General features: G+C 56.0%; 13 protein-coding genes. 9 read left to right on the top strand and 4 right to left on the bottom strand.

The window, feature by feature from the left end; translation table 11 throughout:
* The coding region (locus EDF73_RS20155) for a fumarate hydratase (protein ID WP_207896659.1) at positions 1-371 on the bottom strand (371 nt) is incomplete at its 3' end.
* A gap of 196 nt (positions 372-567) precedes the next feature.
* Between EDF73_RS20155 and manA the strand changes: the two genes are divergently transcribed.
* On the top strand, positions 568-1,746 hold the full coding sequence (gene manA, locus EDF73_RS20150; protein WP_132730823.1) for a mannose-6-phosphate isomerase: 1,179 nt from the start codon (positions 568-570) through the stop codon (positions 1,744-1,746).
* A gap of 98 nt (positions 1,747-1,844) precedes the next feature.
* Complete coding sequence (locus EDF73_RS20145; RefSeq protein ID WP_132730822.1) at positions 1,845-3,404, top strand: YdgA family protein; 1,560 nt, start codon at positions 1,845-1,847, stop codon at positions 3,402-3,404.
* Between the two features lie 26 nt (positions 3,405-3,430).
* Here the strand turns inward: EDF73_RS20145 and EDF73_RS20140 are convergent, their stop codons facing one another.
* Positions 3,431-4,459: a Mal regulon transcriptional regulator MalI gene (locus EDF73_RS20140; RefSeq protein ID WP_132730821.1), complete on the bottom strand. Its 1,029-nt coding sequence runs from the start codon at positions 4,457-4,459 to the stop codon at positions 3,431-3,433.
* A gap of 173 nt (positions 4,460-4,632) precedes the next feature.
* On the opposite strand from EDF73_RS20140, the gene malX reads away from it, so the two are divergent.
* The gene (gene malX / locus EDF73_RS20135; protein WP_132730820.1) at positions 4,633-6,225 is read left to right on the top strand and encodes a maltose/glucose-specific PTS transporter subunit IIBC; all 1,593 of its coding nucleotides are present in this window, start codon (positions 4,633-4,635) and stop codon (positions 6,223-6,225) included.
* 50 nt (positions 6,226-6,275) lie between these two features.
* Complete coding sequence (locus EDF73_RS20130; RefSeq protein ID WP_132730819.1) at positions 6,276-7,448, top strand: MalY/PatB family protein; 1,173 nt, start codon at positions 6,276-6,278, stop codon at positions 7,446-7,448.
* A gap of 61 nt (positions 7,449-7,509) precedes the next feature.
* Here EDF73_RS20130 and EDF73_RS20125 read toward each other — a convergent pair whose 3' ends face one another.
* The gene (locus tag EDF73_RS20125) at positions 7,510-8,538 is read right to left on the bottom strand and encodes a CorA family divalent cation transporter (protein WP_132730818.1); all 1,029 of its coding nucleotides are present in this window, start codon (positions 8,536-8,538) and stop codon (positions 7,510-7,512) included.
* A 186-nt stretch (positions 8,539-8,724) separates the two neighbouring features.
* On the opposite strand from EDF73_RS20125, the gene EDF73_RS20120 reads away from it, so the two are divergent.
* The 4 genes from EDF73_RS20120 to yedF all read left to right on the top strand — a co-directional run bounded on the left by EDF73_RS20120 (position 8,725) and on the right by yedF (position 12,351).
* Positions 8,725-10,344, top strand: a complete 1,620-nt coding sequence (locus EDF73_RS20120; protein WP_132730817.1) for an inorganic phosphate transporter — start codon at positions 8,725-8,727, stop codon at positions 10,342-10,344.
* 169 nt (positions 10,345-10,513) lie between these two features.
* Positions 10,514-10,717, top strand: a complete 204-nt coding sequence (gene ydfZ, locus EDF73_RS20115) for a putative selenium delivery protein YdfZ (protein WP_132730816.1) — start codon at positions 10,514-10,516, stop codon at positions 10,715-10,717.
* A 192-nt stretch (positions 10,718-10,909) separates the two neighbouring features.
* The gene (gene yedE / locus EDF73_RS20110; RefSeq protein ID WP_132730815.1) at positions 10,910-12,121 is read left to right on the top strand and encodes a selenium metabolism membrane protein YedE/FdhT; all 1,212 of its coding nucleotides are present in this window, start codon (positions 10,910-10,912) and stop codon (positions 12,119-12,121) included.
* Entirely contained in the window at positions 12,118-12,351 is a 234-nt protein-coding gene (gene yedF, locus EDF73_RS20105; protein WP_132730814.1) for a sulfurtransferase-like selenium metabolism protein YedF, read from the top strand. Before yedE ends, yedF begins: the two co-directional genes overlap by 4 nt.
* A gap of 284 nt (positions 12,352-12,635) precedes the next feature.
* Here the strand turns inward: yedF and metQ are convergent, their stop codons facing one another.
* Complete coding sequence (gene metQ, locus EDF73_RS20100; protein ID WP_132730813.1) at positions 12,636-13,451, bottom strand: methionine ABC transporter substrate-binding lipoprotein MetQ; 816 nt, start codon at positions 13,449-13,451, stop codon at positions 12,636-12,638.
* Positions 13,452-13,784: 333 nt separating this feature from the next.
* On the opposite strand from metQ, the gene EDF73_RS20095 reads away from it, so the two are divergent.
* Positions 13,785-14,051 (top strand): hypothetical protein, encoded by a 267-nt coding sequence (locus EDF73_RS20095; RefSeq protein WP_132730812.1) that lies wholly within the window; start codon positions 13,785-13,787, stop codon positions 14,049-14,051.
* The last annotated feature ends 573 nt before the right edge of the window (positions 14,052-14,624 follow it).

Here is a 14,624-nt window from a genome sequence, read left to right as displayed (position 1 = left end):
CCGGTCCACACGCGCTGGCCTTTTTTGCCCATGATGATGGCGGTGCCGGTATCCTGGCAGGTCGGCAAAATGCCTTTGGCGGCGATTTCCGAGTTGCGCAGAAACTGCAGCGCGACGTATTTGTCGTTTTCGCTGGCTTCCGGGTCGTTGAGGATATCGGCAACCTGCTGCTGGTGCGCCGGGCGCAACATAAAGGAAGCGTCGTGGAAAGCGTGCTGTGCCAGAAGGGTCAGCGCCTGGGGTTCAACCTTAAGGACTTCCTGGCCGGCGAATTCGGCGACAGAGACGTAATCACGACTGAGGAGATAATACTCGGTGTCATCCTTTTTAAGGGGAAAAGGATCCTGATAAACAAACGGTTTATTCGACATTGTGCTCTCACTTACTGCTTGGCTGATTATATTTCAGGCAGACGCTCCATTTGCCTGTAGAAAAGCGAGTCGATCAATTTTACACAAATTTTTAACAAAAACTGAGACAAGGACGACTTTTTCTTTCAGCAGTTGCTTCCCGGCGATTTGCTGGTTTAATAGAGCGATAACTAACAAGTGGAAACAGGGATTGAGAATGCAGAAGCTCATTAACTCAGTGCAGAACTACGCCTGGGGAAGTCACACCGCTTTAACGGAACTGTATGGGATCGCCAACCCGGATAACCTGCCGATGGCAGAGCTGTGGATGGGCGCGCATCCGAAGAGCAGCTCGCAGGTTCTCGACGCCAGCGGCAAAGCGCAATCGCTGCGCGACGTTATTGATAGCGATAAATCCGCCCTGCTCGGCGACAAGGTCGCGCAGCGTTTCGGCGAACTGCCGTTCCTGTTTAAAGTACTGTGCGCCGCCCAACCATTGTCCATTCAGGTTCACCCGAACAAGCAGGCCTCGGAGATTGGCTTCGCCAAAGAGAATGCCGCCGGTATTCCCCTCTCTGCCGCCGAGCGCAACTATAAAGATCCGAACCACAAGCCGGAGCTGGTTTTTGCCCTGACGCCGTTCCTGGCGATGAACGCTTTCCGCGAGTTCGCTGACATCGCCACATTGCTGCAGCCGGTCGCCAGCGCGCACCCGGCTATCGGCGAGTTTTTGAGCCAACCGGACGCCGATCGGTTAAGCCAGCTGTTCGCCGGCCTGCTGAATATGCAGGGCGAAGAAAAAGCCCATGCGTTACGCGTGCTGCAAACGGCGCTGGATAACCAGCAGGGCGAACCGTGGCAGACTATCCGCCTGATCGCCGAATTCTACCCGGACGATAGCGGCCTGTTCTCTCCTCTGCTGCTGAATGTAGTGAAGCTGAACCCAGGCGAGGCGATGTTCCTGTTTGCCGAAACGCCGCACGCTTACCTGCAGGGCGTGGCGCTGGAAGTGATGGCCAACTCGGATAACGTGCTGCGCGCGGGGCTAACGCCGAAATACATCGACATTCCGGAACTGGTTGCCAATGTGAAGTTCGTGGCTAAACCGGCCGGCGAGCTGCTGACGCAACCGCAGAAACACGAGGCGGAGCTGGATTTCCCGATCCCGGTAGACGATTTTGCTTTCTCCCTCCACGATCTGTCGGCGCAGGAGTCCACCCTCGCGCAGGATAGCGCGGCCATTATCTTCTGTGTCGACGGCAATGCCGTTATCCGTAAAGGCGAGCAGCGCCTGACTCTGCAACCGGGCGAATCGGCCTTTATTGCCTGCAACGAGTCGCCGGTGCAGGTCAGCGGGACCGGTCGTCTGGCGCGCGTGTTCAATAAGCTCAAGTAAGTTACTGAACTTTTGAGTCGCAGTTGCTAGACTTCCACTCATCATGACAACATGACCAGGCGGCTTGCTCCGCCTGGTTTCATTTATGGACAAATGCTATGAAGAAATCGCTGGTCGCAGCAGGAATTATCGTGGCTCTGGGCGTGGTCTGGACAGGCGGAGCCTGGTACACAGGAAAACAGCTGGAAAATCGCCTCGCCGATGTGGTGCAGCAGGCGAATACGCAGCTGCAGAGTAGCGCCCCGGAAGCCGGCGTCGAGCTGGCGTGGCAAAACTATCAGCGCGGCCTGTTCAGCAGCCATCTGCAGCTGGTGGTGAAGCCGGTGGCCGGTAAAGAGAACAGCTGGCTTGCCGCCGGACAGAGTCTGGTGCTTGACGAAGTCGTCGATCACGGCCCTTTCCCGCTGGCGGCGCTGAAATCCGGCAATATCGTTCCCGCGATGGCCTCAGTGAAAACCACGCTGGTCAATAACGAGGCCAGCAAGGCGCTGTTTGATATCGCGAAAGGCGAATCGCCGTTTGTTATCGATACCCGGATTGCCTACAGCGGCGACAGCCAGTCGGCTATCGACCTGAAACCGCTGGACTACGCCAAAGGCGATGAAAAAATCACCTTCAGCGGCGGTCAGTTCCAGCTCAACGCCGATGCCGGGGGCAAGACAGTGAGCCTGAGCGGCAAGGCGGACAGCGGGCAGATTAACGCGCTCAACGAATACAATCAGAAAGTGCAGCTGAACTTCAATAACCTGACAACCGACGGCGCAACCGAAATGACCCGCTTCGACGAGCGTATCGGCAAGCAGAAGGTCTCGCTGGAGAAGCTGTCGATCGGTATTGAAGGTAAAGAGCTGGCCCTGCTGGAAGGGATGAACATCGACGGCCAGTCCTCGCTGACGGAAGATGGCAAAGCGATTAACAGCCAGCTGGATTATACCGTCAACAGCCTCAAGCTGCAGAACCAGGATATTGGCAGCGGCAAGCTGACGGTGAAACTGGCTAATCTCGATGGCCAGGCGTGGCATCAGTTCAGCCAGCAGTATCATGCCGAAGCGCAGGCGCTGATGGCTAAACCGGAGCTGACCCAGAATCCCGAGCTGTATCAGCAAGCGCTGAGCGAAACCTTCTTCAAGGCGCTGCCGATTCTGCTGAAAGGTAACCCGTCTCTGACCATTGCCCCGCTGAGCTGGCGTAACGCCAGGGGGGAAAGCACCTTTAACATGTCTATCCTGCTGAAAGACCCGGCGCTGACCACGACTGAGCCGAAAACGCTGGCGGATGAAGTGGACAGCGGCGTCAAATCGCTCGATAGCAAACTGGTGATCCCGGTTGATATGGCGACCGCCTTGATGACCCAGATTGCCGGTCTCGAGGGCTACCAGCCGGCGGATGCCGCGAAGCTGGCGGACCAGCAGGTGAAAGGTCTGGCGGCCATGGGGCAGATGTTCCGCATCACCACGATGGAAGACAATGCCATCACTTCCAGCCTGCAATATGCCGACGGCCAGGTCACGCTGAACGGGCAGAAAATGCCGCTGGACGAGTTTGCCGGCATGTTTGGCTGGACGCTGCCGACAGCCCCGGATGCCGCGCCTGACGACGCCGCGCCGCAGGACGCCGCGCCTGCAGGGGTCGTTCCTCCGCTCGCGCCACAACAATAATGTTGCCGATAGCCCCTTTCGGGGGGCTATTTGCGGGTGACCAGCCGCGGGGGCATAATCTGGTTTCTCGCGGCCATCGGCCCCTTTTCCAGACGACGCAGGATACACTCGGCCAGGCTTTGTCCCATCTCTCTCGCCGGGGTGGTAACCCAGGTAAGCGGGACATCATCCAGCGCACTCTCCGGCACTTCGGCAAAGGCCGCCAGCGCCACCCGCTGTTCAAAATAGCTTTCCACGCTGTCTTCACCGCTCTGCCGCCCGGCCCGCATCAGGCCAAACCATGCCCCGGTGGCAATCACGTTGTTGTAGCATAAGACGGCGGTGATCGTCGGGTTCTTGTGCAGCAGCGCGGTCATGGCTTCCGCCGCCAGCTTCTGGCTAGACTCGCACTCCACCACCCATTCGCTGTGAAACGGCAGGCCATATTTCAGCAGCGTGGCGCAGTAGCCACCTACCCGTTCCGCGCGCGTCAACGAAGAACTTTGCCCCCCCAGCCAGGCGATGCGCTGATGCCCGCGGCGAATCAGATGCTCGGTGACGATCTGCGCGGCCTGCATATTATCCGGGCGAATAAGGTCGATATCATCGAGATAACTGGCGCGCGAGGCGAACACCAGCGGCATCCCCACTTCCCCCGCCCGATCGCGCAGTTCGCCGCCCTTGTCGATAGCGCCCGCGATGATCACCCCATCAACCCCCTGGGCAACCAGGGTGTCAAAGCGCTGGAGCATTTTTTCGCCACGATGCCCGCCCTGGGTCAGAAAGACCATTTTGCCCTCGGACTCAAGGGCATCCGTCAGCCCGGCGGTAAGCTCAGCATAAAAAGGCTTCGACAGATCGCTGACTATCAGGCCGATCACCCCGCTTTGCCCGCCGCGCAGCGATGCCGCCTGGCGATTACGCACAAACCCCAGCTGCTCAATCGCCTGATTGACGCGCTCGCCGGTGGCTGACGAAATGCGCCCTTTACCGCTGAGAACCAGCGAAACCGTGCTGACCGAAACCCCGGCCACCTGCGCCACGTCGTTGATGGTGATCTTTTTTGCGATAGCCATACCTGCAACCGTCTCCCTGTGGCGACCGATAAAACGTTTTATCAATAGGTTATCTTTATAAACGTTATCATCGCTTGATTATGTGATTTTTATCGCACTAAAAAGTGGTAAAACGTTTTATCTTTCCGTGACGTTGCACTCACCCATAACTCAACACATCAGGATTCGCGTTAATGACGGCAAAAACAGCACCCAAAATCACTTTGTGGGAGTTTTTCCAGCAGTTAGGAAAAACGTTTATGTTACCCGTGGCGCTGCTCTCGTTCTGCGGGATCATGTTAGGGATCGGCAGTTCCTTAAGTAGCCATGATGTCCTCACTCTGCAGCCGTGGCTGAACACGCCCCTGCTGCAGGCGGTGTTTGTGTGGATGAGCAAAATCGGCTCTTTCGCCTTCAGCTTCCTGCCGGTGATGTTCTGTATCGCGATTCCGCTGGGCCTGGCGCGTGAAAACAAAGGCGTCGCCGCCTTCGCCGGCTTTGTCGGCTATGCGGTCATGAACCTCGCGGTTAACTTCTGGCTGACGGCAAAAGGCATTTTGCCGACGACCGATGCCGCCATTCTCAAAGCGAACAATATCCAGAGCGTTATCGGGATTCAGTCGATCGATACCGGGATCCTTGGCGCGGTCATCGCCGGGATCATCATCTGGATGCTGCATGAACGTTTTCACAATATCCGCCTGCCGGATGCGCTGGCTTTCTTTGGCGGCACGCGTTTTGTGCCGATTATCACCACCGTCGTCCTCGGCCTCGTCGGGCTGGCTATTCCGCTGGTGTGGCCAGTATTCGCCATAGGGATTAACGCCCTCGGCCAGGTGATTAACAGCGCGGGCAATTTTGGCCCGATGATTTTCGGTACCGGGGAACGTTTGCTGTTGCCTTTCGGTCTGCAGCACATCCTGGTGGCGCTGATTCGCTTTACCGAGGCGGGCGGCACCATGGACGTGTGCGGGCATAGCGTCAGCGGCGCGCTGACTATCTTCCAGGCCCAGCTCAGCTGCCCGGAAACCCACGGCTTCTCTGAAAGCGCGACCCGCTTCCTGTCGCAGGGGAAAATGCCGGCGTTCCTCGGCGGCCTGCCGGGCGCCGCACTGGCGATGTACCACTGCGCACGCCCTGAAAACCGCCACAAAATTAAAGGGCTGCTGATCTCCGGCGTGATCGCCTGCGTCGTTGGCGGCACCACTGAACCGCTGGAATTCCTGTTCCTGTTCGTCGCTCCGGTACTGTACCTCATTCACGCCCTGCTGACCGGCCTCGGTTTTACCATCATGGCGGTGCTGGGGGTGACTATCGGTAATACCGACGGCAACGTCATCGACTTTGTGGTTTTCGGGATCCTCCACGGCCTGTCGACCAAATGGTATCTGGTACCGGTGGTCGCCGCCATCTGGTTTGCGGTTTACTACGGCATCTTCCGCTTCGCCATTACCCGCTTTAACCTGAAAACCCCGGGCCGCGATATCGAAACCAACGCCGCCTTTGAAAAAGCGGTCTCCGGCGTCACCGGGAAATCCGGCTATAACGTGCCGGCGATTCTGGCTGCGCTGGGCGGCGCGGACAACATCACGTCGCTCGATAACTGCATTACCCGCCTGCGCCTGTCGGTTAACGACATGAGCAAAGTCGACACCGCCGCGCTGAAAGCCAATCGCGCGATCGGCGTCGTTCAGCTCAATCAGCACAACCTGCAGGTGGTGATTGGGCCGCAGGTACAGTCGGTGAAAGATGAGATGGCCGTTCTGATGAATACCGTCCAGGCATAAACCGCCTTTCCCCTCCCGCCCGGGAGGGGTATGAGATGAAGGAAGTTCAGATGTTTGATTTTTCAACGCCGGTCGATCGCCACGGAACCTGGTGTACGCAATGGGATTATGTGGCCGATCGTTTTGGCGCCGCCGACCTGCTGCCGTTCACTATCTCGGATATGGATTTCGCCACCGCGCCCTGCATTCTTGATGCGCTCAGCAAACGCCTTGCGCACGGCGTATTCGGCTACAGCCGCTGGAAAAACGACGAGTTTCTTGGTGCCGTCGCCCACTGGTACGCCAGCCGTTTTCATACTCCTGTTGACCGCGATGCTATCGTCTATGGCCCCTCGGTGATGTATATGGTGGCGGAGATGATCCGCCGGTGGTCAGACGTCGGTGACGGCGTGGTGATCCACACTCCGGCCTATGATGCCTTTTATAAAACGATTGAAGGCAATCAACGCCGGGTAGCCGCGGTCCCGCTGATCCGCGAGCAAAACCAGTGGCGCTGCGATATGGCACAGCTGGAACGGGCGCTGGCGGATCCGCGCAATACCCTTATGCTGCTGTGCAGTCCGCATAATCCAACCGGCAAGGTCTGGAGCCGCGATGAGCTCGACACCCTATCCCGGCTGTGTGAACAGCACGGCGTGAAGGTGATAAGCGATGAGATTCATATGGATATGGTCTGGGGTGACCATCAGCACATCCCCTGGTGCGCCGTCGCCCGCAGCCCGTGGGCGCTGTTCACCTCCGCGTCGAAAAGCTTTAATATCCCCGCCTTCACCGGCGCCTACGGCCTGATTGACGACGCCGCCTCGCGCGAGGGGTATCTCACGGCGCTGAAAAATCGGGACGGGCTCTCTTCACCTTCGGTACCGGCGCTGGTCGCCCATATTGCCGCCTATCGCGAAGGCGCTCCGTGGCTGGATGCGCTGCGGGTCTATTTAGAAGGCAATATGCGCTATATCGCTCAGGCGCTTAATCAGGCTTTCCCGTCGCTTAGCTGGCAACCGCCGCAGGCCACCTATCTCGCCTGGATCGATCTGCGCCCGCTGAATGTCGACGATCGCGCCCTGCAAAAAGCGCTTATCGAGGAGCAGAAGGTCGCTATTATGCCGGGCTATACCTACGGCGAAGATGGCGTTGGATTTGTGCGCCTCAACGCCGGCTGTCCCCGCGAGAAGCTGGAGAAAGGCGTCAACGGATTGATTGCCGCCCTGCGCGCGCTGCAGTAAAAGCCTGCGCTGCAGTAAAAGCCTGCGCGGCGGTTACGCTAACCGCCGCCTGGCGCACCGTTTACAGATCGTCCCGGCGGCGAAAAGCCAGATACCCGGCGCCAAGGGTGAACACGCCGACAATCAGCACCAGCAGAATAAATCCATGATGATTGCTGGCAAGCGGGATCCCGCCAACGTTCATGCCAAAGAACCCGGCGACGATATTGATCGGCAGCGCCAGCACGGTGATCACCGTCAGGGTATACAGCGTACGGTTGCTTTGTTCCATCTGTCGGGCGCTGATCTCTTCCTGAAGCAGGCTGATACGCTCAATCAAGCCGGAGAGATCGTTGAGCACCACCGTAAACTCCTCGGTGAACTGGCGGAACTCCTGGACTACCGAACGATCGATCCACGCCGGAGGTCGATTCAACAAACGAAACATCGCCGCAGGCTCCGGGGCCAGCAGGCGCTGAAAGCGCAGCAGCATACGCCGCAGGCGCGCGAGGTCGGCGCGGTTTCGCTGCACGTGGTTGCTGAGCAAACGCTCTTCAATCGCATCGACGTGCCGGCTGGCCTGCCGCACCACCTGCTCCAGCACCTCCTCCTGCTCTTCAAGCAGGAAGGCCATCAGTTCGGTAGAAGAGTTCATCTTTAACCCGGCCAGCCGCGGCAGCATCCATTCAATAAAGCGTAGCGGCTTATAACGCGCCGTCACCACCAGCTTCTGGCTGCAATACAGCCACAGCGTCGAGGTTTCTGCGGTGGTCTCTTTAGGGTGGAACAGGACGTCATTCAGGACGGCAAACAGATTATCGCCCTGCCGTTCGATACGGGTGGTATGTGAACCATCACGAATCTCTTCAAAGAAAAAATCGGCAACGGGGAAATGGTTCAGCAGCCACTTCTCTGCGGTGGCGTGGTTCAGGTTGAGATGCAGCCAGACAAAGTCGTTTTCGCCGTCCAGCTCATGATATTGCACGCAAACCTGCTGCGAGGTTATTTGCTGCGGGGTTTTCCCTTCACGAAAGATAAAACCATACACTAACCCGGACACTTCCACATCAAAATCGGGTTTTAACATCTTTCCCGCGACGTCTTGACTCATATATCCCTCAGGATGGCATTAAGCACTGTTCAGGCCCGAATAAAGTCATCTTTCGCTATTTTTCACGGCCTGGCAAGGTTAATGATTTGTTCATAAAACAGAAACCTGACTGACATCTGCGTTTTATAAGTTCAGCGCTGACATCCATGTCAATTATTCTGTCTGATGTATAGAGGAAGGTCCCTGATGAGCGAAAACAGCAGCTCGCAACGCATCGCGCCGGGCATTGACCCGCAGATTGTCCGGTCAAAGCTTTACCAAAAGAACAGCAAAAAAACTGTTCTTTTTTTTATCTTTTTATTAGCCATAGGAATCGCTTTCTCAGGGGTAAACTTATTTCATGATGTGGCCAGCTCCGGGACGGTATATACCAGCTACCTGCCTTTTCTGCTATTAGGGCTGGCGTTATTCATTGCGCTGGGCTTTGAGTTCGTTAACGGTTTTCACGATACCGCGAACGCCGTCGCCACCGTTATCTATACCCATTCCCTGCCGCCAACCGTCGCCGTGATGTGGTCTGGCTTTTTTAACTTCCTCGGGGTGCTGCTTTCCAGCGGCGTGGTGGCCTTCGGGATCATCTCGCTGCTGCCGGTCGAACTCATCCTGCAGGCCGGGACCGGCGGCGGCTTCGCCATGGTCTACGCCCTGCTGTTCTCCGCCATTATCTGGAATCTGGGCACCTGGTGGTTTGGCCTTCCGGCATCCTCATCGCACACGCTTATCGGTTCCATCATCGGCGTCGGGGTCTCAAACGCGCTGATCCACGGACGCAACGGCACCAGCGGCGTTGACTGGGGACAGGCGATCAACGTCGGGTATTCGCTGCTGCTGTCGCCCATCGTGGGCTTTGTCTGCGCCGCGGTATTGCTGCTGTTGTTAAAGAAATTTGTCAAAAATAAACAGCTGTACGCCGCGCCAAAAAACGATGCCCCACCGCCGCTCTGGATCCGCAGTCTGCTGATCCTTACCTGTACCGGCGTCTCTTTTGCTCACGGCTCTAACGACGGGCAAAAAGGGATGGGGTTAATCATGTTGATTCTGGTCGGCACCATGCCGATTGCCTATGCGCTAAACCGTACGCTGCCGCCGGAACAGGCGCCACGCGTGGCGGCGCTGGCGGAAGTCACTGAAAATCGCCTGCTCGCGCAGTTTCCGGGCATCACCCCGGCGCAGCCCCGCGACGTACTGACCCGGTACGTACGCGACGGTCAGCTGACGCCGGAAGTGCTCCCGGCGCTGGCGCGTTTGTCCGGTATTATCGGTAATCAGATTCGCCAGTACGGTTCGGTGGATAAAATTCCGGCACAGGCGGTGTCCAATACCCGCAATGACATGTATCTGGCCGCGGAAACGATCAAGCATCTGCGGAGTCACCCCGATCTCCAGCTGCCGCTGGAGATCACGCAGAACCTTGACGCCTTGAAAAAAGAGCTGGATAGCGCGACGCGCTTTATCCCGTTCTGGGTCAAGGTCGCCGTCGCCGTGGCCCTTGGACTGGGTACCATGGTCGGCTGGCGACGCATCGTGGTGACCATCGGCGAGAAAATCGGCAAAACCCATCTGACCTATGCCCAGGGCGCCAGCGCGGAACTGGTGGCCATGAGCACCATCGGCGCCGCCGATGCATTCGGTCTTCCGGTCTCCACCACCCACGTCCTGTCGTCGGGGATTGCCGGGACCATGGCGGCGAATCACTCGGGGCTGCAGTTTTCCACGGTGCGTAATCTGCTGATGGCCTGGGTGCTGACGCTACCCGCGTCGGTGCTGCTTTCCGCCGTGCTGTACTGGGCTTTTAATAAAATATAATCGTCGGCAAGGCGCATCCGGAATGGACCCGTCACCGGCGTGACGGGTTAATCCCCTCACCATAATTGCGTATTATTTTGATAAAACTCAAAATTATCTAATTTAAAAAGGTGTATTAAAAAAAGCCGCTTAACCAACCCGTCCAGATATTTGTGAAAAGGAGGAAACCATGAAAACTTACGATCGTAACCGTAACGCAATCTCAACAGGCAGCATGGTTATGGTGGCCGGCAATGGCGCGACGGGCGTCATTAAAGCCATTCACGGAGAAGGTAAAACGGCGGAACAGTTACGCCGTGCTGATTGCGTGGAAATAGAAGGCTGCGACGGTTTGTATTGCCCCTTAGGCCTTATTCGCCTCGGTTTTCATTAATTAACCCAATGGTGGCGTGTGGCAGCGGCTGTCGCCACCCTGCGTAATATGAAAGGTCACCCGGTGACCTTTCATTTTGCCGTCAATAATATTCCTTTTGATCCCATCGAGTGTTTTGTCTTTATAAGCGGCGTATTATCCCCCCTTCTTTGCCCTCCGGGTGATTTACCTTCTGAGTTCAGAGGCTGTTACATGACATGGCAACAATTTAAACAGGCGTATCTGATTAAGTTCTGGGCGCCGGCCCCCGCGGTTATCGCCGCCGGTATTCTCTCCACCTATTATTTCGGTATTACCGGCACCTTCTGGGCCGTGACCGGCGAATTTACCCGCTGGGGCGGGCAGCTATTGCAGCTGGCTGGCATCCACGCCGAACAATGGGGTTATTACAAACTGATTCATCTCGAAGGTACGCCGTTAACCCGGATCGACGGCATGATGATTATCGGCATGTTCGGCGGCTGTTTTGCCGCCGCGCTGTGGGCCAACAACGTCAAACTACGCCTGCCGCGCAGCCGGATCCGTATCATTCAGGCGGTAGCCGGCGGGATCATTGCCGGGTTCGGCGCCCGGCTGGCGATGGGTTGTAATCTGGCCGCCTTTTTTACCGGGATCCCTCAGTTTTCGCTGCATGCCTGGTTTTTTGCCATCGCTACGGCTATCGGTAGCTGGTTTGGCGCGCGCTTTACCCTGCTGCCCATTTTTCGTATCCCGGTGAAGATGCAGAAAGTCTCTGCCGCTTCGCCATTAACGCAAAAACCGGCCCAGGCGCGGCGCCGTTTTCGCTTAGGCATGGTGGTGTTTCTGGCCATGATTGCCTGGGGGTTGCTCACCGCGGCCAATCAACCGAAGCTCGGTCTGGCAATGCTGTTTGGCGTCGGATTCGGCCTGCTGATCGAGCGCGCGCAAATCTGCTTTACCTCGGCATTCCGCGATATGTGGATTACCGGGCGTACCTATATGGCCAAAGCGATTATCTTCGGGATGGCGGCGAGTGCGATCGGCATTTTCAGCTATGTGCAGCTCGGCATGGAGCCCAAAATCATGTGGGCCGGTCCTAATGCGGTCATCGGCGGCCTGCTGTTTGGTTTTGGTATCGTACTCGCCGGCGGCTGTGAAACCGGCTGGATGTATCGCGCCGTGGAAGGCCAGGTTCACTACTGGTGGGTGGGGCTGGGCAACGTTATCGGTTCAACGATTCTGGCCTACTTTTGGGATGATTTATCACCGGCGCTGGCCACCCGCTGGGATAAAGTTAACCTGCTAACCACCTTCGGTCCCTTTGGCGGCCTGCTGGTGACCTATCTGCTGTTATTTATCGCGCTGATGCTGGTTATCGTCTGGGAAAAGCGTTTTTTCCGTCAGAAAGCCGCCGCGCTGGCCAATATTAAGGAAACCGCATGAAAACGATCGTCCCTGATTATCGTCTCGACATGGTAGGCGAGCCCTGCCCCTATCCGGCCGTTGCGACCCTCGAGGCGATGCCTTCGCTAAAAAAAGGGGAAATTCTGGAAGTGGTGAGCGATTGTCCGCAGTCGATCAATAACATTCCGCAGGATGCCAGAAACTACGGCTACACGGTGCTGGAGATTCAGCAGGACGGTCCGACTATCCGTTATCTGATTCAGAAATAGGGATTGATTCAGGCCGGGAGCGGGGTTACCCGTTACCGGCCTGGCGGAGTGGGTATAAGCCTGCACCCTTTCCCCATCAGGGGCCTGAACCAAACCGCGGGCAATCGCGCTCCGCGGCGTCGTTTCACCGCATCCTGCCAGCAGGAGCGCCAACACGAGCAACAGGAACGCTTTCATCTGTTTCTCCCTGCTTATTCCCTGTCTCTTCCAACAGGCTTTCAGCAGGCCTGATTTTGAGCATGGCTGAAAGCCTGAGGAGTATAGCCGCGCCGGCAAACGAGGGGCTACCAGCCTTTTACCGCATCCCCTTTGTAAAGCGCGGCGGCGGCGGCGGCCACTTCATCCGTCTGATAGGCCTTAACCAGATTTTTCACCTTTTCGCTGTCTTTATTGTCAATGCGGCTGGCGAAGATATTGACGTATGGCGAGTTTTTATCTTCCACAAACAGCCCGTTACGGGTGGGTGAAAGGCCGACCTGGCTGGAAAAGGTGGTATTAATCACCGCGAGGCTTATTTTCTGATCGTCGAGGGCACGCGTAAGCTGCGGCGCTTCAATCTCGACGATTTTCAACCGTTTGGGATTCTTAATGATATCTAAAGCGGTAGGCAGTAAACCCACCCCGTCCTTGAGCGTAATCAGCCCCTGTTTTTGCAGTAACAGCAACGAGCGGCCCAGGTTGGTCGGATCGTTCGGCACGGCAACCTGCGCACCGTCAGGCAAGGCGTCAATTGAGTCTATTTTTTTCGAGTATGCCGCTATCGGATAGACGAACGTTGTCCCCACCTCGGTCAGCTTATAGCCCCGCTCCTCGATCTGCTTATCAAGATACGGTTTATGCTGGAAGGCGTTGATGTCCAGATCGCCATTGTTGAGCGCTTCATTCGGCAGCACGAAGTCGTTAAAGGTGACGACCTCAACGTCGAGGTTGTACTTCTCTTTCGCCACCTTTTGCACCACCGACCACACCTGCTGATCGATACCCGCGCTAATACCGACTTTGATATGATTGGGGTCCTGCCCGGCGGGGCCGCAGGCGGTCAGCAAAACGGAGCTGGCGACTGCCAGCGAAACCACAAATTTCTTTAGAGTGAATACCATATTCCCAGGGTCCTTTTAAAAATAGCCTGCCATTCATTGCAGGAAAAGTAGCGCCTGGAACTATAGAAAATCCCATCAGTAAAATTAAATACTGATTCACTATGATTAATAGCATTTTGCTATGAGCGTTCACCCGCGCCCGGGGGGGCACTCCCCACGCAGGATGAGACAAAAATGACCGCGTGACCAGGATAGCCCCGGGCGGCGCCTTCTTTTGCGCAACGCCTTGTTCAGATGACGTTATCCATCGCTGATTGCAGAATACGAAAAATGGATAAAACAACTCCCCTCAGCATTATTTAATTCAGTTGAACCTCACCGCGATGTTTTTTAATGATAACGGTTCGTGTAGCACCGCCCCTCTCTTTCGCGGTCATAACGACCATGCTGGTAAAATATCAACAGCTGCCGGCAATAGATCAGGTGAACGGTATATCCAGTAAAAAACCGCCGGTGGGCGGTTTAGTAAGAGAAAATGGTTTTATTTATCACATCCCTGTTACCCGCCTGGTATTATTCGCATCCAGTGCTTGCTCCATCTTGCTGAAAACCGACTCATTTTCTCCTGAAACATCCCATCATCAGAGCCGCACTGCGTGAATGCCCGGCCCTGACAGCACCTGATGATTAAATTTCAGATAAAAACGGGATCATTTACTTTTGATTTTTTGCCGGTTTTTTATCGTTGTCATGATTTTTTCTGTCCTGTTCCTTAGACTTGTCTGTTGAGATATTTGAATAATTGCGTTTCATGGCTAACTCCATTATTTTTTACAGCGATTTGCTGTTAATCAAGCATAGGTTCGCTTAACAATTTCAACAAGCGGGGCGGGAGCACCTTTCAGGCGCTATGGCGGTAGCCTGTTCATTTCATAGTATATTATAATTGCCCCTTACAATTATTTTACATGGCTCCGGATAAGAATATATTTGACCATCTATGGCCGATGGTTATTTTCGCTAGCGGCGATTTTCAATCGCGCATCGCCAGGGGCCGCAATCTTAAACCACAACGGCAATACCGGCGGCACGTAGCAAGGGCGTAAGACGCCGCCGCTCGCGGAGGCGTGATAAACAGCGGGAAAGGGTATGCTGCGCTCAATCTTAAAAAGCGCTGAGCGCCTCCGTCAGACTCCCAGATGCTTGTATCAAATGGATTTTTCAATACTTTTA

The organism is Klebsiella sp. BIGb0138 (assembly GCF_004342285.1).
Classification (GTDB): Bacteria; Pseudomonadota; Gammaproteobacteria; order Enterobacterales; family Enterobacteriaceae; genus Klebsiella.
This window is presented reverse-complemented; position numbering and strand designations above follow the sequence as displayed.

Bases quoted from the DNA above. Each gene is read 5' to 3' on its own strand.
- manA (WP_132730823.1), top strand. From the start codon at position 568: ATGCAGAAGCTCATTAACTCAGTGCAGAACTACGCCTGGGGAAGTCAC.
- EDF73_RS20145 (WP_132730822.1), top strand. From the start codon at position 1,845: ATGAAGAAATCGCTGGTCGCAGCAGGAATTATCGTGGCTCTGGGCGTG.
- EDF73_RS20140 (WP_132730821.1), bottom strand. From the start codon at position 4,459: ATGGCTATCGCAAAAAAGATCACCATCAACGACGTGGCGCAGGTGGCC.
- malX (WP_132730820.1), top strand. From the start codon at position 4,633: ATGACGGCAAAAACAGCACCCAAAATCACTTTGTGGGAGTTTTTCCAG.
- EDF73_RS20130 (WP_132730819.1), top strand. From the start codon at position 6,276: ATGTTTGATTTTTCAACGCCGGTCGATCGCCACGGAACCTGGTGTACG.
- EDF73_RS20125 (WP_132730818.1), bottom strand. From the start codon at position 8,538: ATGAGTCAAGACGTCGCGGGAAAGATGTTAAAACCCGATTTTGATGTG.
- EDF73_RS20120 (WP_132730817.1), top strand. From the start codon at position 8,725: ATGAGCGAAAACAGCAGCTCGCAACGCATCGCGCCGGGCATTGACCCG.
- ydfZ (WP_132730816.1), top strand. From the start codon at position 10,514: ATGAAAACTTACGATCGTAACCGTAACGCAATCTCAACAGGCAGCATG.
- yedE (WP_132730815.1), top strand. From the start codon at position 10,910: ATGACATGGCAACAATTTAAACAGGCGTATCTGATTAAGTTCTGGGCG.
- yedF (WP_132730814.1), top strand. From the start codon at position 12,118: ATGAAAACGATCGTCCCTGATTATCGTCTCGACATGGTAGGCGAGCCC.
- metQ (WP_132730813.1), bottom strand. From the start codon at position 13,451: ATGGTATTCACTCTAAAGAAATTTGTGGTTTCGCTGGCAGTCGCCAGC.
- EDF73_RS20095 (WP_132730812.1), top strand. From the start codon at position 13,785: ATGATAACGGTTCGTGTAGCACCGCCCCTCTCTTTCGCGGTCATAACG.